This is a genomic window from Siminovitchia fordii DSM 16014 = CIP 108821, from assembly GCF_000374565.1.
Taxonomy (GTDB): Bacteria; Bacillota; Bacilli; order Bacillales; family Bacillaceae_C; genus Siminovitchia; species Siminovitchia fordii.
The window spans coordinates 30519-48528 of the sequence record NZ_KB894698.1; the positions used below are offsets into that span (position 1 = coordinate 30519).

12 protein-coding genes are annotated in these 18010 nt (G+C 42.1%); 7 read left to right on the plus strand and 5 right to left on the minus strand.

The genetic code is table 11. The features are described 5' to 3' along the window. Positions 1–155 precede the first annotated feature (155 nt). From C509_RS24120 to C509_RS0116445, 6 genes are all read left to right on the plus strand, one after another. The gene (locus C509_RS24120; RefSeq protein ID WP_018708025.1) at positions 156–2285 is read left to right on the plus strand and encodes a sigma 54-interacting transcriptional regulator; all 2130 of its coding nucleotides are present in this window, start codon (positions 156–158) and stop codon (positions 2283–2285) included. Further along, a complete protein-coding gene (locus C509_RS0116425) occupies positions 2269–3159 on the plus strand; it encodes a 5-oxoprolinase subunit B family protein (protein ID WP_018708026.1) in 891 nt (296 codons plus the stop codon). Before C509_RS24120 ends, C509_RS0116425 begins: the two co-directional genes overlap by 17 nt. Then, complete coding sequence (locus tag C509_RS0116430; RefSeq protein WP_018708027.1) at positions 3156–4127, plus strand: 5-oxoprolinase subunit C family protein; 972 nt, start codon at positions 3156–3158, stop codon at positions 4125–4127. The genes C509_RS0116425 and C509_RS0116430 overlap by 4 nt, the downstream gene beginning before the upstream one ends. A gap of 97 nt (positions 4128–4224) precedes the next feature. Beyond that, complete coding sequence (locus C509_RS0116435; protein ID WP_018708028.1) at positions 4225–6267, plus strand: hydantoinase/oxoprolinase family protein; 2043 nt, start codon at positions 4225–4227, stop codon at positions 6265–6267. A gap of 49 nt (positions 6268–6316) precedes the next feature. Continuing rightward, complete coding sequence (locus C509_RS0116440; protein ID WP_018708029.1) at positions 6317–8275, plus strand: hydantoinase B/oxoprolinase family protein; 1959 nt, start codon at positions 6317–6319, stop codon at positions 8273–8275. A 364-nt stretch (positions 8276–8639) separates the two neighbouring features. Further along, on the plus strand, positions 8640–9383 hold the full coding sequence (locus C509_RS0116445; protein WP_026319918.1) for an SDR family NAD(P)-dependent oxidoreductase: 744 nt from the start codon (positions 8640–8642) through the stop codon (positions 9381–9383). Between the two features lie 120 nt (positions 9384–9503). On the opposite strand, the gene rraA is transcribed toward C509_RS0116445, so the two are convergent. Then, the gene (gene rraA, locus C509_RS0116450) at positions 9504–9986 is read right to left on the minus strand and encodes a ribonuclease E activity regulator RraA (protein ID WP_018708031.1); all 483 of its coding nucleotides are present in this window, start codon (positions 9984–9986) and stop codon (positions 9504–9506) included. A gap of 135 nt (positions 9987–10121) precedes the next feature. On the opposite strand from rraA, the gene C509_RS0116455 reads away from it, so the two are divergent. Beyond that, positions 10122–11072, plus strand: coding sequence for a carbon-nitrogen hydrolase family protein (locus C509_RS0116455; RefSeq protein WP_211214284.1), 951 nt, complete (start codon positions 10122–10124; stop codon positions 11070–11072). Between the two features lie 58 nt (positions 11073–11130). Here the strand turns inward: C509_RS0116455 and C509_RS0116460 are convergent, their stop codons facing one another. The 4 genes from C509_RS0116460 to C509_RS0116475 all read right to left on the minus strand — a co-directional run bounded on the left by C509_RS0116460 (position 11131) and on the right by C509_RS0116475 (position 17999). Beyond that, on the minus strand, positions 11131–12453 hold the full coding sequence (locus C509_RS0116460) for an aminotransferase family protein (RefSeq protein ID WP_018708033.1): 1323 nt from the start codon (positions 12451–12453) through the stop codon (positions 11131–11133). 225 nt (positions 12454–12678) lie between these two features. Beyond that, positions 12679–14034 (minus strand): APC family permease, encoded by a 1356-nt coding sequence (locus C509_RS0116465; protein WP_018708034.1) that lies wholly within the window; start codon positions 14032–14034, stop codon positions 12679–12681. A 114-nt stretch (positions 14035–14148) separates the two neighbouring features. Further along, entirely contained in the window at positions 14149–15768 is a 1620-nt protein-coding gene (locus C509_RS0116470; RefSeq protein WP_018708035.1) for an amidohydrolase, read from the minus strand. A gap of 788 nt (positions 15769–16556) precedes the next feature. After that, positions 16557–17999, minus strand: coding sequence for a sodium:solute symporter family protein (locus C509_RS0116475; RefSeq protein WP_018708036.1), 1443 nt, complete (start codon positions 17997–17999; stop codon positions 16557–16559). Positions 18000–18010: the final 11 nt, after the last annotated feature.

Below are 18010 nucleotides of genomic sequence, written 5' to 3' on the forward strand. Positions count from 1 at the left end.
ATATATCTGGGTAAGGGAATCATTGACATTGGTTTTTGTTTTTGCATTATTGAAAAGTAATTTGCAGTACTGCAAAATATGAAGTATATCAATCGTTATTGTTATTTTTGAAAACGTTGTCTTTATGGGGAAAAAGATGGTTTGGGTAGTTTGGCATGCATCTTGCAATATTGAAAGATATAAAGCATGCCTTCACTTTACAAAGAATGCGAAGAATCGGGGGAATTTTCATGCACTGGGATTGGAAGGGTGTACTGCAGCCTATCAGGCTTTTCGTTAATTCTGATATGACGGTGAAACATGTTTTTGCACAACTGAAAGCAAAAGAAGCAGAAGTCGGTTTTGTTTTAGAAGATGAAGAGATTGTTGGGTATATAACGCCTCTATCTTTATTAGATCAACTGCTGGAAGAAGGAGGACCTGCCAGAAGAATTAAGCCGGAAAAAGATTTTTTGTTTGTCCGAGAAGAGGCTTTCGCCAAAAATATTCACAATTGTCACCTAGTCATAGGTGCCGATCATGCGAATCGGCCAACCGGCTATATGTTCATGGATCGTCTGAACCAATTTTTAAGTGAAGTGCAATTAAAGAACTTCAATGATGCTCTAAACAATGCCGAAATGGGGATTGTCACAATGGATGCATCTTTTCAGGTTATTTTCATGAATGAAAAAGCGGAACAAATCCTCGGAATGAAAAGATCAATCATCCAAGGTCGTGATTACCGGAAGTTAATCAGGATGGACGCATCTTTCGATGAGGTATTAAAGGGGCAAAAGTGGTTTGGGGTTGAAAATACATTCAACTTCAAAGTTATTTCCGGTCAATTTTCCCCCATTTATGAAAGCGGTAAAATAATTGGCATCATCCATAATTTCTATTTGAAAGATCAATTGGAAGAAGCAGTGCATGAAATTGATTTTGTCCGTGAAATGAATGAAGATCTTCAGGCGATTTATTCATTGTCGAATGAGCAGATTTTGGTTGCCAATTCCAACGGGATTATTACAAAAGTAGCGGGAGCTTATTTTAATAGTTTTTGGGGAGATATCGAACACAACGAATTGATTGGAGAAAGTGCAGCAGAATTGGAAAGAAGGGGGATTTTCACTCCAAATATCATTTCAGTCTGCATCGAAAAGAACAGCAGGGTCATGCTGACACAGAAGGGAAAGAACGGGACAGTCCTGTCGACGGCCACTCCCGTGATGGAAGATGGAAAGATTAAAAGAATCATTGTCTTGTCCAAAGACGTTTCAGCGGAGGAGAAAGCGTTCCACATGTCTGAGGACGAAGCCGAATTTCATAGTGAGCCTGTCATTTACCGTTCTTCCGAGATGTCTGTTCTGATGGAAGAAGTGAAGGCGGTTGCCCCACTTGATTCCACTGTTTTAATCACAGGCGAATCCGGAGTTGGTAAAGAAGTCATTGCCCGGAGGATTCACCAGTTGAGTCGTAGGTCTTCCGGTTCGTTTGTAGCCATTAACTGCGGGGCTATACCTGAACATCTGATGGAAAGTGAATTATTCGGCCATGAAAAGGGAGCCTTTACTGGGGCAGAATCCAAAAGAGTCGGACTTTTTGAGCAGGGGCATGAAGGAACGGTTTTTTTGGATGAAGTTTCCGAGCTCCCCTATGCCATGCAGGTGAAGCTGCTTCGTGTGTTGCAGGAAAGAGAGGTCATACGTGTGGGCTCCACTGTTCCGGTGAAAATCAATGTCAGGGTCATTGCAGCAACAAATAAAAGCTTGCGTCAATTGGTTCAAGAGAAGCAATTTCGTGAAGATTTGTATTATCGTCTGCACGTCGTCCCGATCCAAATTCCAGCTTTGAGAAGCAGAAAAAAAGATATTGCCCCACTTGCTGTTTATTTTTTGCAAGAGCTGAATGAGCAAAATGAGTACGAAAAGAAAATTTCTACTAATGCTTTAAATCTTCTGGAAAGCTACCAGTGGCCTGGAAATATTAGAGAACTTCGAAACGTCATTGAAAGATTGATTGTCATTTCCAAAGGGGAAGAAATTTCGGAAAAAGATGTTTACCGCGTGTTGTGGGAAACGGATTCCAATGAGCAAGGCTTTCTAACGATCAAAGGAATCATCCCACTGAAAAAGGCGGTCGAGGAGACGGAGAAACAGCTAATCGAGTTAGCGGTAGAGAAATATGGTACAGCAACGGATGCAGCAAAAGCCCTTGAAGTCAGTATTTCGACGGTCAGCAGACGGATGAAAAGATTTAATGGCGATCAGGTCTCAGGAGGTATGGCTCATGATCTTTTTTTCTGAGACAAAGTTCGATTTTTGTGGAGATGAGTATATTTTTGGCGAAATTTCCCGGGAAATGAAGATTGAAAGTACATTAAAGGCATTGTCCATTACAAAAGAATTAAGTAAACGCAACATTCCCGGCATTATTGAAATTTATCCGAACAATACTTCCTATCTAGTACGATATGATCCAAATATCATATCACCGCACCATTTATTAGATTATTTGCGGGATGTAGACAGAATGAAAAATGAAGAAGAAAGCCTGATTGTGGATAGCAAAATTATCGAAATTCCTGTTTTATATGACGATGAAGAAACAAGAAAGATTTCGCTTCAGTATTGCCATCATCATGGGGAGAGTGAGGAATCCAACTTTGACTTTGTCATGAAACTTGGTGGATTCAAAAGCGTAGAAGAAGTAATCAAGCGCCATTCAGACCCGCTTTATTTGGTAACAGCAATCGGTTTTAAACCGGGAACAGCGTGGTGTTTTCCTTTATCCGGTTCAAAATCCGATATGATTGAAGTTCCAAAATATAAAAGCCCCAGGCCTTTTACACCGGAAAGGGCGGTCGGGCTCGGGGGCGTGTTTACTGTAGTATATCCATCGGAATCTCCCGGAAGCTACCAGTTGATCGGAAGGTCAGCGGTTCCTGTATACGATGTCTATCAAAGACTTGCCCCATTTAATGAAAGCTTTGTTTTGGCCAGACCGGGAGACTTATGGAAATACAGGCCGGTATCAAAAGCGGAATACCGGAACATCCGTGAAGAGGTTATTAATGGAACGTATGAATATAAGATAAAGCCCGTCTCCTTTTCGGCTGCAAAATATAATGAGATGGGAACGGCATATACAGATCAATTGAAAGAGGAGTTCAACCGATGATTGAGCTGAAAGAACCGGGCATTCGCACAACAATTCAGGATATGGGAAGAATTGGTCACTATCACCAGGGAGTTCCGCCGGCTGGGGCGGCAGATAAATTTTCTTTTATGTTCGGAAACCTGCTTCTTGGTAATCCCCGCCATGTTGCAGCACTTGAAATGATGGTTAAAGGAGCAGCGGTTGAATTTCACAAAAAAACAACTGCTGTTGTTACAGGAGCCCCGGTGGAAGTATTTTTGAACGGGCGTGAGCTGCCGATGTGGACCGTGTTTGAGATTCAAAAAGGGGATTTACTGGAAATCGGACTTATTGAGAAAGGATTGTTCAGCTATCTGTGCGTTTCTGGAGGGTTTGATGTTCCAGAAGTGCTGGGGAGCAAGTCGACCTGTCTTGCCAGTGTTTTTCCAGGCATTACTGGAAGACTTTTGTTGGCAGGTGACAAAATTCCGCTTTCCGAGCCACTCCCCGGGGCGGTTCAATACATAGGCAGAGAATTGATCCGTGAAGCTATGCCTGAATTTGGAAAAACTGAAACAGTACATGTCGTTCTTGGCATTACTTGTGATTTGATTCGAGATGAAGGCCTCGTTTCCTTTTTAAACAGTCACTGGACAATCCAGCCCCAATCAAATCGAACAGCATGCAGGATGAAAGGGGGGCACATCAGTTATTCAGAAATCGACCCGCCTTTTGGTTCTGGGGGAACACCAGGAAATATAGTCGATATCCCTTACCCCATCGGCGCAGTCATTGTGCCGAATGAGGAAGAGGTGATTGTTTTACTGAACGATGGTACAGGCGGAGGAGGTTTTGTAACGATTGGAACAATCATATGGTCGGATATCAGCAAGTTGTCCCAAATGAGGCCGATGTCGAAAGTGAGGTTTCAGACGATTACAGTGGACCAGGCGATATCGATTAGACGCGAGAAAGAAAGGTTAATAGAAAGGGTTGCAGGGAGTATTTGAACTCAATAGCTTAAAGGTGGTGATGCCCTCATAACGGACTATAGATTGACTGGAAACGGATGAATATGACGAAAACCGATTAAACGGAGGCGAAAATATGAGTAAATCTACAGGCTACCATGTTGCAGTTGACGTTGGTGGAACTTTTACCGATGTGTTTGTTTATGATGAAAAGACAGGAGAGATGTTTGTAACGAAAACATCTTCTACGCCGTCCAACCCAGAAAAAGGGATTCTGAACGGAATACTAAAAGCTGAATTGACAGGCGATAAAATAAAAATGTTCTCGCACGGAACAACAGTCGGTACGAACGCATTGATCGAACGCAAACTTCCAAAAGCAGCCCTTGTGACGACAAAAGGGTTCCGCGATGTACCAGAAATCCGTCGCGGGACAAAGCTTGACCTATGGGATGCTTATAATGATGTTGCTGAGCCATATATCAAGCGGAGAGACCGCTTTGAACTTGAGGAGCGTGTTGGTTTTGATGGACAAATGCTGGAAGAAGTCAATGAAGAGGACATCCGTGAACTGGCAAGAATTTTAAAAAGGAGAGAAGTCGAAGCAGTCGCCATCTGTTTCATGAACGCATATGTAAATGCAGAAAATGAAAGAAAAACAAAAGAAATTTTGCAGGAAGAGCTTCCTGATGCCTACATCTGCACCTCTTCAGACACGCTTCCAGAAATCTTCGAGCACGAGCGGATGAGCACAACAATTGTAAACGCTGTACTTGGACCGACTGTAAGCAAATACATTCATACACTTGAAGGAAATATGAAGGATCTGGGATATAACGGAGATATTATCGTTCTTCATTCCGGCGGAGGGGTCATGACTTCACAAACCGTTCCCAAATATGCAGCGAGACTCGCGAGTTCCGGGATTGCTGCAGGAGCAATAGCAAGCAAGCATATTGCCAACCTTTGTGGTTACAAAAATGCTATTGGTCTGGATATGGGAGGGACAAGTACGGACATCTCATTAATGTATGACAATGAACTCCGAATTACGAAAGATTGGTATATCGAATATGGGTATCCAATCGGTTTCCCAAGTATTGAAATTTTAACAATCGGTGCCGGAGGTGGAAGCATTTCCTGGATTGATGATGGCGGATCACTAAGGAACGGTCCTCATAGTGCAGGGGCAGATCCGGGACCGGCCTGCTATGGGCAAGGCGGAAATGAGCCGACAAACACGGATGCTAATCTTATTCTGGGCCGTTTGAGCACGAAGCTGATTGATGGCCAAATGGAATTGGATAAGGAATTATCGAAAAAAGCGATTGAAGAAAAAGTCGGAAAGCCTTTGGGTTATGATATTCATGGAGCGGCCAATGCGATGATTCAAGTGGCTAATGCCAATATGTGTGATGCCCTCAACTTGATTTCCGTACGCCGTGGTTATGATCCGCGCGACTTTGCGCTAGTTGCATTCGGAGGAGCAGGAGCCCTGCATGGAGCGGATCTTGCAAGAGAAATGGAAATTCCTACTGTTATCGTTCCTGCACACCCTGGAGTAGCTGCCGCTATGGGCTGTCTGCTTGTTGACGTACGTCACGATATTTCAAAGACTTATTTTGCTAACGCGACAGAAGTGACAAAAGAAGAGTTGGATAAAGAATTCATTGAGATGGAAAAAGAGGCCACAGATCTTTTGGCAGAAGAAGGTATTGAAGAAGAGCAAATGCATCTTATCCGCTACATTGATATGCGTTATATCGGACAATGGAGAACGTTGTCTGTAACAATCGACCGTCCCATCATATCGCTTGACGAAGCGGTTGAAAGATTCCACTTGGAGCATGAGCGTGAATTCGCCTTCGCTGACAGGGATAAAGGAATTGAAATTTACGGCCTGCGTGTAGAAGCGATCGGTGCAGTTAATAAGCCGGTCTTTGCCAAAGAAGGGCCAAAAGGGACACTTGAAGAGGCAATCAAAGAAACAAGGAATGTTTATTTTGAAGAAGCCGGTGGAATGGTCGAGTCTAAAATCTTTGACCGCACAAAAATTCCTGTATTGTCCGAATTCAATGGACCGGCCGTCATTGAACAGCTTGATTCAACCATCGTTGTTCCGCCTGATTACTCTGTCAAAATTGATGAATATCGAAATATCATCATGAGCCGGGGATAAGAGTATCAAAAGAATATTTCTATAATGAGCCAGAAAAAGGGGAGATATGATGTTTAATGTCGATACGAAACTCGATCCGGTTACATTTGAAGTGTTGAAAAATGGATTTGTGAACCTTGTTGACCAGATGTCGGAGCAGGTATTGCGTACATGTTATTCATTCGTTATTTATAATCGTGACTTCAGCTCAGCGTTATGTGATGCCAAAGGAAATACCATCATGCAGGGTACCCAGGATATTTCCGTTCATGTTGGGACACTTCATTTGACGGCGAAAGCGGTCATTGATGACTTTGGAGATGATATCCATCCTGGGGACGTCTTTATAGTTAATGACCCGTATCGTGGAGGAACCCACTTTAACGATACACGGATTATCCGACCTGTATTTTATGACGGGAAGTTGATTTCCTTCATGCAGGTGAACGGGCACTGGGCTGATATGGGAGGGTCCACTCCAGGTTCGTTCGATGTAAACGCCAAAACTCATTATGGGGAAGGTGTACGGATTCCTCCGCTCCGCATTTGGAGCAAAGGGGAGTATCTGGAAGACGTAGCAAACTTGCTTGTCTCCAACATGCGTGTTCCTGAAGAACGGCTGGGAGACCTCCGTTCACAGGCAGAAGCGACAAAAACAGGTGAAAGGCAATTGATTGCGTTTATTGAAAAATATGGACTTGATACAGTGTTGACCGCATTTGAGGAAGTTCAAAACTATGTTGAACGTTTGACGCGAGCAAGAGTGAAGGAACTCCCTGATGGTGTATGGGAAACAACCGATTACATTGATATGGATCCTGAAGTGGGAGATGGACTGATTCCAATCAAAGTGAAAATGACCATCAAAGATGATGAAATTCATTATGATTTGGCCGGTTCCCATGGGCATATTGCCTGCTTTCTGAATTCGGCATTCGGTTCATCCTTATCCGCTGCTTATGCGGGAACTAAAACATTCTTCCCGGATATTCCATTAAACTCTGGCTTTTACCGCGTTGTACATGTGGACCTTCCGGAAAATACAGTTGTGAATGCAAGCTGGCCGGTGGCGGTTACAGGATTCTGTTCAGGAGCCTATGAAAAAATTATGAATGCCTGCTTCGAGCTCTGGTCAAGCATCATGCCGGAACGGGCTTTGGCCTGCTCCTTTAACTTGGAGTACCTACTCATTGGCGGAGACGACAAGCGTAAAGGCTATAATAATTACTTTATGTGGTATGACTGGATGGCCGGAGGACATGGAGGCCGCAGTTCAAAAGACGGAGCCAACGCAACTTCACCGGTATTTGGAGTAGGGTTGAGTATCCAACCTTGTGAAGGACAGGAGCGGCTTTCACCGGTAATTACAACCAAACATGAAATTGTCACTGATTCCGGCGGTCCTGGTAAGTTCCGGGGAGGCTGTGGTGTAGAAAAAGGCGGAATCCTTACGGAAGCACACGATGCTGTTATGTCCTACTGTTGTGACAGATCCCGTTCGGTTACATGGGGAATTTTTGGCGGACTTCCATCAACACCGCATGGTGTTAAACTGCAAAGAAAAGGAATGGAAACGGAGTTCCTTGGAACAATCTTCTCCAATGTAAAAGTCGGAAAAGACGACTATTTTACACGTCCATCTGCTGGTGGGGGAGGACTGGGAGACCCGCTTGAAAGGGATCCGAAAGCTGTCCTTGAAGATGTCATCGATGAATACGTATCTATCGAACGTGCCGAAAAGGATTATGGTGTCGTCATCAAAGAGATCGACCGTGAAATCGATCTGTTTGAAATTGACGAAGATGGAACAGCCAATACACGTGAATGGATTCGTTTGAACCGTGAAAAATGGCTTAAGGAAGACCCTGAATCCGTCATGGAAAAATTCCATAATGGGGAAGTGGACATTCTTGACCTGATCCGTCGTTATGGAATCATAATAGACCAACAAACAGGGGAATACTTGCCTAAAACAACAGCGCAAAACAGGGAAGCGATGAGAAATCGCTCTATGGCTTATTGGAAGTAAGAAAAGCGTAATCGCGTTGATCAGACACTGTAAACACAATACGATCCCCATGGTGGCAGTTCTTTAGCCGTCCATAAGGACCTACCTTAATGATTAATTGGCGAGTCAACTTCAATCTCGGTCACTTGCCGCTCTGCCAATGACCGAGATTGAGGATATTACTGAAATCGCCTTTGTACCAATTCCTTCTTAATAAAATTGGAGTTCAATATTATATTTTATGTACTTTTTTACCGATTAAAAAAAAGAGAGCTGTCCTGCGGGCAGCTCTCTTTTAGGTTTACGTTTATAAGTGAATCCTATAGGGCATCATCTAAAAAGAGGCTTGGATCCTAACAACCTTTAAAGAGGCGGTGGAATGAATATGAAATTAAAAGATAAAGTAGCGATTGTCACAGGTGGGGCAAGTGGAATTGGTGAAGCGACTGTCCGTCTTTTTGCTGAAGAAGGCGCAAAAGTGGTCGTTGCTGATTATTCGGAGCGGGGAAACGATCTGTCTGAAGAATTAAATAATAGCGGACATGACAAGTTCTTTGTAAAAACAGATGTAACCAAAGAAGAAGATACGATCAATATGATCAATGAAACCGTTAATAAATACGGCAGGCTAGATATTATGTATGCAAATGCAGGTATTGCGGCTGATGCGCCAGCACATGAATTGAGCTACGAAAAATGGAAAAGAACTATAGATATTAACCTTTCGGGAGTATTTCTTTCCAATAAATATTCGATTGAACAGTTTCTCAAACAAAATACAGGCGGTGTTATTGTTAATGCTGGTTCGATTCACAGCTTCGTTTCATTACCGAATCCAACTGCCTATTCTTCAGCAAAAGGAGGCGTAAAGCTGTTAACTCAAAATTTATGCACAGCTTACGCAAAAGATGGTATTCGTATTAATGCAATTTGCCCCGGTTATATTGATACGCCTTTGCTCAAAGATGTAGATTCTCAAACGAAAGAATATTTAGTTTCTCTTCATCCACAAGGAAGACTTGGAAAACCGGAAGAAGTAGCAAAAGCAGTCCTATTCTTGGCAAGTGATGATGCCAGCTTTGTTAATGGCACAACACTTCTTGTGGATGGCGGTTATACCGCACACTGATTGGAATGTTCTAATTGCCAAGGCGGTCCTAAACATAGATGTTTTGGACTGCTTTGTTTTTTATCTTTGAAAGCCGTTATTTATAAAAACAATCAACTCTTGAGGACCGAACCCTTGAAATTAAACAAGGGAATCCCTTGAGACAATCACCCCGTCCTCATCCGCATATACGTAATCACCGGGCTTCCAGGTCACGCCTCCGAAGTTTAGAGTGCCATTCCGTTCGCCTTTGCCAGCCTTATTGCTTCTTAGCGGGCTTGTCCCTATGGCAAAAATCCCGATATCAATATGGGCAAGATCGGCTGAATCACGTACGCATCCATTAATGATGACTCCTGCCAAGCCCCTGGAAGCAGCAATCCCAGCTAGTCGATCCCCCATCAACGCGCAGTTCCTAGACCCTTCGCCATCGACCACAACAATAGACCCTGGAGATACCGATTTCAGCGCCTCCAAAAAGAGAACATTATCTTCAAAAACTTTGACCGTCTCAATCTTTCCGGAAAAGCGCGGTCTTTTACCATAAGAATAGAAAATGGTTTTGGAAATCTGTAGGCGTCCGTAGTGTTCATCACATAGATCAGCAGTTTTAAACTTTGTCAATACAATCTCCTCCTTGGGATGAAGTAAAGAGTCTACTTATTCGATTATACTGAATTTAAAGGAATTTTACTGTATTTCTATTAATTTATCGGATTATTGCCTGTATAGTAAATTTGTAGACTATATTTTATAGGAGTGAGATCAATAGAAAATAAAGTTAATGTTGCGATCGTTCAAGTGAAACCAGTCTATTTGGATATAAAAGCTTCGCTGGAAAAAGCTGTTACAAATATTGAAGATGCTGCTAAACAAGGTGCTGATTTGATTGCCTTTGGTGAAACTTGGTTGACGGGCTATCCCACATTTCTTGACTACGTACCAGCGGCTTGCCTCTGGAATCATAAGCCAACAAAAGAAGTGTATTCATTGCTTTTACAGAACAGTCCCACGATACAAGGCAAAGAAATTGATGTATTATCAGAGGCTGCTAAAACGCATAATGTTACTGTGGTCATGGGATTAAATGAAAAGGTCCAAGATGCTCCCGGGCATGGAACGATTTATAACAGCCTCATAACGATCGGATCGGGAGGAAGGATATTAAACCATCATAGGAAACTGGTGCCTACCTTTACGGAGAGAATCATATGGGGGCAGGGAGATGGAGATGGACTTCAGGCAGTGGACACAAAAGCAGGAAAAGTGGGTGGTTTGATTTGCTGGGAACATTGGATGCCATTAGCAAGGCAAACGCTTCATAACTCTGCCGAACAAATTCACATTGCTGTTTGGCCGACTGTAAATGAGATGCATCAAATGGCTAGCAGGCATTATGCTTTTGAGGGAAGGTGCTTTGTTCTCGCTACTGGGCTGATCAGCTCGGTTGATGATTTGCCGAGACAATTCAGTATCCCTAAAGAGCTGAGTGATCATCCAGACAAGCTGCTTCAAAGGGGAGGCAGTGCAATTATCGGTCCGGATGGTCAATATGTTGTGGAACCGGTTTATGATGAAGAAACTATTGTAATGGCGGAAATTGATTTAAACAAAATACATGAAGAATCAATGACACTCGATGTTACTGGACACTATACTCGGAATGATGTATTTTCTTTGCAGGTAAATAAACATATGAGAAGGTTGTAAAATATAGGCAGGCAATTAATAAAAGAGCGATCCGCCGGATCGCTCTTTACAAATGATATTAAAGTGATTTTTGAACTTCTAACACAGCTTCTTTGAAGATGCTTGCAAATTCATTTACATCTTCTTCAGTCATGCAAAGCGGAGGCGCATAAACGATAGTATCTTTTTCCCAATAAACAACGTTACGTAGGATTAGGCCACGTTCTCTTGCTGCCGCTACAACTTTACCTGAGAGTTTTTCAGCAAAACGTTCGCCAGATTCTTGGTCTTTAACGATTTCAATTGCACCAAGTAAACCGAGGTGGCGAACTTCACCAACGATGTCAGTTTCTTTTTGAAGCTCAGTTAATTTTTCTGCAAGCAGGTCACCCATCACTTTAGAATTCTCAACCATGTTTTCGTTTTCCATGATTTCGATGTTCTTCAAGCCTACTGCACATGCAGTTGGATGGCCGCTGTAAGTAAATCCGTGCATTAATACGCCGCTAGAAAGTTCGATCAACTCTTTATGGAGTTTCTCACGCAATACGACTGCACCTAATTGAACGTATCCGCTGGAAATACCTTTTGCAAGAAGCAGTACGTCAGGAACGATGTCAAAGTGTTCGGAAGCGAACATTTTTCCAGTACGTCCAAATCCGTTGATTACTTCGTCAGCGATGAATAAGATGTCGTTTTCATCACAGATTTGGCGGATTTCTTTGAGGTAGCCTTCTTTAGGGAAGTTAACTCCACCTGCACCTTGAATTGGTTCAGTCAAGAATGCTGCAATTGTATCTGCGCCTTCTTCTTTAATTAGTTGTCTGAAAGCTTCTGGAGAATCAGGGTCAACGTGAAGGAATCCTGGTGCCAAAGAAGTTGTGAAATCATGGAATGATTCGATTCCTGTAGCACTTGTAGATCCGGAAGCTACTCCGTGATAAGCTCTTTTACGAGCAACAATTTTAGTTTTTTCTGGTTTGCCTTTTACTTTCCAGTAGTGGCGTACAAGCTTGTATGCTGAATCGTTTGACTCAGAACCACCGGAAGTGAAGAATACACCATTCAGGTCGCCAGGTGTCATTTCAGCAATTTTAGCAGCGAGACGAATAGCAGGTTCATTACTGAAACCAGAAAAACTGTTAGAGTAAGCGCATTTTTCAAGTTGTTCTTTTGCAACTTCAGCAAGTTCTTTTCTTCCATATCCAATATTTACGTTCCATAAGGAAGACATACCTTCAAGGTACTTTTTACCATTAATGTCATAGCAATGAACGCCCTCAGCTCTATCAAAAATAATAGCTGGTCCGTTTGCCTGCTGGTCTTGTAATGAAGATGTTGGGTGGATGAAATACTTCTTGTCCAATTCAACCAATTCTTGTCTTAATGCTTCATTGCTCATTAGAATCGCTCCTTTTCAATGTTGATACTATGAAAAAATTGCTCTGCACAATTATATATTATATCCCTTTGCTTTTATAAAAGAAAGGGGAGCAAACTCTTTTTTTGTAGAAATCCTGTAAATTCACTAAAAATTTCTTAAAAAACGATGTTTTGCTAATATCAGAGGCAGAATAATCCCGAAAGAGGCTGAAAACTTCCGCTTTCGTAAAATTTCAACCTCTTCCTAAGCTGTTTCTTCGGATGGTGCAGCCCCTTCATCCAAACTCAGTTGCGGGGGACTCTGCTTAAATCCTTTCGTTAAAAAGAAAAGATAAACAATCCCAAGCGCAAACCAGATGCTTCCCAAAACCTTTGAATGGATGTCCAAATTAAGAAGCAGCCAAAAATCAAGTGCTGCGCCAAGCCCAGGCAGAATCAAATATAGGATGGTTCCTTTAACCGAACGCTCTTTCTTGCGAACGAAATAGTAAACAATGACTCCCACGTTGACGCTTATAAACGCAATAAATGCCCCGAAGTTAATAAATGAAGCAACAAGTGTCAGGCTCAAAACGAGTGAAAGAAGAGACACCGCACTGATTAAAAGGATATTGTTTATCGGCGTTTGGTATTTGCGATGAAGCTTACCGAAGAATTTCGGAAGCTGTCCGTCACGGCCCATTGCAAACAATACACGGGATGCACTGGCCTGGGATGACATCGCGGATCCGAAACAAGTGCAGAAGTAGACTGCCAGGAAAATGGATGCCAATGTTTTTCCGCCAACAAAAGTGATAATTTCATGGGCAGCGGAATCTGGATCAGTAAAAGTAGTGTAATCCGGCCAAACATTATGGGCAAAATACGAAACGGACATGAATATGACTCCACCAACAAGGGTGATGATAATGACGGCCTTTGGAATCGTTTTCTTAGGGTTGATCGTTTCCTCCGCAAAAGCAGTGGCTGAATCAAATCCAAGAAAAGAGAAGCACAGTAAAGCCGCTCCAGCTACAATATAAGATAAAGACTGATCAGGGTTATAAAAAGGTTCGAAATTAAAAATAGTACCTGTACCTGTGCCCCCCAATATATCTTTGGCAGATAACCCAATAAAAATGAGTATGAACAATATAGAGGATACACTAATAAAGGCGTTTGCCATTGTCGCTAGTCTTATTCCTTTTACGTTAACAAATGTGACCAACAAAAGCATACCTAAAATCCAAACATAACTTGGGATGGCCGGAAAAGCTGCCGAGAAAAAGATTCCAAACAGCAGGTAGTTGACCATTGGAATAAAGAGATAATCCATGAGTATGGCCCAGCCTACCATAAAACCGACGCTCGGGTTGATTGATTTTTGGGTATAAGCATAAGCGGAACCTGCAGACGGCACGACTTTAGCCATTTGTCCATAACTGTATGCAGTGAAGAGCATAACGACCAGTGCCAATAAATAAGAGCCTGAAACCATTCCGTGTGATATTTCAGCAGCAACACCATAGGTACTGAACACGGTTGCAAGGGCCATAAAAGAAAACCCGAAAAGAACAACCGGCAGAAGGGTGAGTGAGCGCTTCATTTTTTCTTGTTGCATGTAAATCCTCCTCATTAGCTGAAAAAATTATATGTCTATGCTGTAAACGATTTCTATGTTGAAATAGCGCAGAAACCTTACCTCGACGGAGGCTTCTTCAATTGCTGTTTATGATTAAACTGTTTTAGTCGCTTTTTCATAAACGATTTGGCCATCAACAATTGTCAGTTCTACATTTGTGTCTAAAATTTCTTTTTCTGGTATGTCAAACAAGTTTCTATCAAGAATGACAATGTCTGCAAGCTTGCCTTTTTCCAGCGTTCCGATTTCGTTTTCGCGGAAGACGCTATAGGCTGAACCGTAAGTGTAGGCTTTCAGTGCCTGTGCAAGTGTGACTTTTTCCTGTTCATTCCACGTATCTACCAATGTATAATCTTTCCGTGTGACTGCATGATAGATTCCAAGCATTGGATTCAAAGGAATGACTGGATAGTCACTGCTGTACGGCATGATATTCCCTTCATTAAAGAAAGTAGCGTTCGGATAAAGATAAGGGAATTTATCTTCGTCCACTCTTTCCGTGTGGCTTTCTCTAGGCATCAACGCCATGTGATAAGGTTGGACGGAAGGCATGACACCAAGTTCCCTGAACCTTGGTATATCCTCGGGTGAAATGACTTCAATATGCTCAAGTGTATGGCGGGAATCACGTTTTCCGTTTTCTTTTTGGGCATGTTCATATAAATCCAGTCCAAGCCTTACCGCCCCGTCTCCGATTGTATGGAACTTGATTTGATAACCTTCCTTATCGGCAGCTGTTACCCATTCTTGAAGCTGCTCTTCGGAAAAACCAATTTCCCCACGTGTTTCCGGTTTATCTTTATATGGATCGAGCATATACGCCGTGTAGCCGGTTACAACACCGTCAATGAATTGCTTTAAACCGGCCATTTTCAAGTTCGGAGAATTGAATGTCTTCCTGAGTTCAGCTGCTTTTTCCAAGTCACCGTCCAACGGTGGGTATAAATGGATTCGGACAGTCAATTGGTTTTTTTCATCAAACTCTTTGAAAACTGTGTAACCCTGCAATTGTTCGTGGGCACGGCTCATATAAAGGTCGTTCACAGAAGTCACACCAAGGCTTGCCGCATGATCCAGGAAAAGCTGAAGCATTTGTCTCTTTTGTTCCGCTGGAAAGTCATACGCATATTTTCCAACAAGGGCCATGGCTGATTCAATGAGGATGCCTGTTGGCTCGCCGTTTTCGTCCTTATAAATGTTGCCATAATCCGGATTGGCTGTATCCTTTGTAATGCCTGCAATTTCAATTGCCTTTGAGTTCACCCAACCGTAATGGGCTTCCGCATGAATGAGGAATACGGGCCGGTCGGGAATATACTGATCAAGTAAATACCTGTCAGGGAAATCGTTGTCTCCCCATGCTGTGTAGTCCCAGCCACTCCCGATAATCCATGCTGCATCAGGATGCTCATCTGCATACGCCTTCACTTTTTCGGCGGCATCTTCAGCCGAAACGGTATCGCTTAGTGGTACGGCATAATGATTAAACAGGCTTCCCATCATGAGGTGAATATGAGAATCGAAGAATCCAGGCATGACCAATTTGTCTTCAGCATCAACTATGCGTGTTTCTTCGTCAATGTATTTTTTAACAGCAGCATGAGTATCGACATCAATAATCTTGTTATCTTTAACTGCGATGGACAACTTTTCAGGATGATCCTTTATTCCGGTAAAAACCGCATTGCTTTGTATGATGATATCCGCTTTCATTTTTGCACCCCTCACGTACTTAGATCCTTTTCTGTTTAAATCTATTATGCAAAATATGTGCCACAATTTTAATTTAAGACATAATGAGGGAGGAGATAAAAATCCTCTGTATTCATAAGGAAAAGTAGATATTTTATTAGTATGAATTATATATTTAAATCATTTTTGCATAAGTCCATGCGGAAGTGAATCGGATAAAATTGAGTTTGAAAGGAAATCGAATCAGTAAAACCCTTTAACAGCACAATTTTTCAAACTACTGAATCATAATCGATTCAGATTTCAACCTGATTCAGCAAATGTTTATATTATATTAGTAGGTTTTAAGGGGGAAGGAGAGAGAAAAAATTTGATGCTCTGCCAAGTTATACAATGGAGTATGGAAAATGACTTCATCTTAATAGGTTTCTGTGAATATGTGAAAGGGATAGAAAAATAAGATGGGATTGCCAAAGACTGACAGCTTGATAAAGTGAACCTTTATCACTTGGGATGTACTTTTAATCTATTTTGTTCTTTGAATCCCTCAAACAAAGGGAAAAATGGTTGCGACATCCGGCTATTTCCGATAAATAAAAGGCTCCAATGATACGTTATAAAAAAATCGTCCATTCAAATGAAAGTGACGAAACTATCATTTGAGAAAGGACGATATTATGACGATATTATATAGTTATTATGATCACTTTAGAGGAATATAGCATATTCAGGGGCCTTCCTCTACAATCAAAGGTGGCGTTTTCAAATTGAAGCTATGAATCTCCTCTTGAAAGCTTTTTAAGGGTAGTTTAGATGTGTTCTCCTTCTGGTGTCCGAACACTGTTCTTTTCACTTGTTAACAAGGAAATAACAAGTACCAACACAGTGGAAACAGGCAACCCTATAAATACTGGGTGAATCCCAAATGGATGTCCAGCCAATTGCCAGCCAACTGCAATGATGAGACCGATCCACATCGCCCATGCACCGCCGGCTTTTGTAGCACCTTTCCAAAATAGCCCGAATATGACCGGGGCAAGTAGTGATGAAACTAGCATGGCTGTGCCCGTGACCCATAAATTAACGAGTTGGGGAATATAAAGTGCCAATAACAATGCAAAAACGGAAACGAATAGGACTGACATCCGGCTGAAAAATAAAAGTTTTTTATCGTCCTGAACTTTAAGGCGCGGCCTGATCAGATCATTTACAATGGAGGAAGCCCCTGCCATAAAAAATGAATCTGCTGTAGAAATAACTGTAGCCAACAAGGCTATGATCATAACGACAACCATGGGGAAATTAAAGACATTTGCAATTATTTCATAATAGCTTAGTGTTGGGTTGATTTCTCCCATCTGCAGACCATATTTGCCAGCCACTCCAATGACAATGACGAAAAATCCTGTTAAAAATGCCAGAGTGATTGAAATCCAATAACCACGTGTTGCTGTTTTTAGGTTTTTTGCTGCCCAAAAGCGCTGCCATAGATCCTGTCTCACGAATTGATATGCACCAATGGTCAACAGGTACACGAACACTTCTTTGGGGGATATGGTAAAAATGCTTAAATGGGTGCCCTCATTTATGGCAGCGGCACTTTGTGAAATGTTTTCCCAGCCGCCAGACACTGCGATTACAACTACAAATAAGATGAAAATCCCAATTGTTTGAATGGTTCCGTGAAAAGCATCCTGCCAAATGACAGATTTCATACCACCGAAATAGGTTTTAAGCGTCAGTAAAATCCAGCTAATGATGATTCCGGCAGTTATACTCAGTCCAATGGTTAAATTCAATATAGTGGCAATCGCGACAAATTGCATACCCGTGATGGCGCTATACGCAATTAAAATACTGAGAACAGTAGGAAAGCGTGCCCCTTCGCCAAAGCGTAAAACAGTGAAGTCGGCAATGGTAACCATGTTATATTTTTCTCCATATCCTCTTATCTTCTTTACAAAGAAAAACAACATGATGATCCCGGCAAGGAGGAGGCCGAAATTCAGCCATTGTTGGCCCATGCCAAATTTGTAGCCGTTTTCCATGAAACCGAGTAAAGTAGAGCCGCCGACCGCCGTTCCAACAAATGTCAGAATTAGTGGAAAAATGGAAACTGATCTACCTGCTACATTGTAATCATCGTACGTCTTAATGCTCTTATGGTTTATATAGAGTGAAACTCCAAACAAAAATAAGAAATAGATGATAACGAGTCCACCTAAGATTGTTTGTTCCTGTCCATTAAACATTGTATAACCCC

Excerpts from the sequence above, each read along its gene's own strand:
- C509_RS0116475 (WP_018708036.1), bottom strand. The coding sequence starts at position 17,999 with ATGTTTAATGGACAGGAACAAACAATCTTAGGTGGACTCGTTATCATC.
- C509_RS0116445 (WP_026319918.1), top strand. The coding sequence starts at position 8,640 with ATGAAATTAAAAGATAAAGTAGCGATTGTCACAGGTGGGGCAAGTGGA.
- C509_RS0116425 (WP_018708026.1), top strand. The coding sequence starts at position 2,269 with ATGATCTTTTTTTCTGAGACAAAGTTCGATTTTTGTGGAGATGAGTAT.
- C509_RS0116470 (WP_018708035.1), bottom strand. The coding sequence starts at position 15,768 with ATGAAAGCGGATATCATCATACAAAGCAATGCGGTTTTTACCGGAATA.
- C509_RS0116430 (WP_018708027.1), top strand. The coding sequence starts at position 3,156 with ATGATTGAGCTGAAAGAACCGGGCATTCGCACAACAATTCAGGATATG.
- C509_RS0116435 (WP_018708028.1), top strand. The coding sequence starts at position 4,225 with ATGAGTAAATCTACAGGCTACCATGTTGCAGTTGACGTTGGTGGAACT.
- C509_RS0116460 (WP_018708033.1), bottom strand. The coding sequence starts at position 12,453 with ATGAGCAATGAAGCATTAAGACAAGAATTGGTTGAATTGGACAAGAAG.
- C509_RS0116465 (WP_018708034.1), bottom strand. The coding sequence starts at position 14,034 with ATGCAACAAGAAAAAATGAAGCGCTCACTCACCCTTCTGCCGGTTGTT.
- C509_RS24120 (WP_018708025.1), top strand. The coding sequence starts at position 156 with ATGCATCTTGCAATATTGAAAGATATAAAGCATGCCTTCACTTTACAA.
- C509_RS0116440 (WP_018708029.1), top strand. The coding sequence starts at position 6,317 with ATGTTTAATGTCGATACGAAACTCGATCCGGTTACATTTGAAGTGTTG.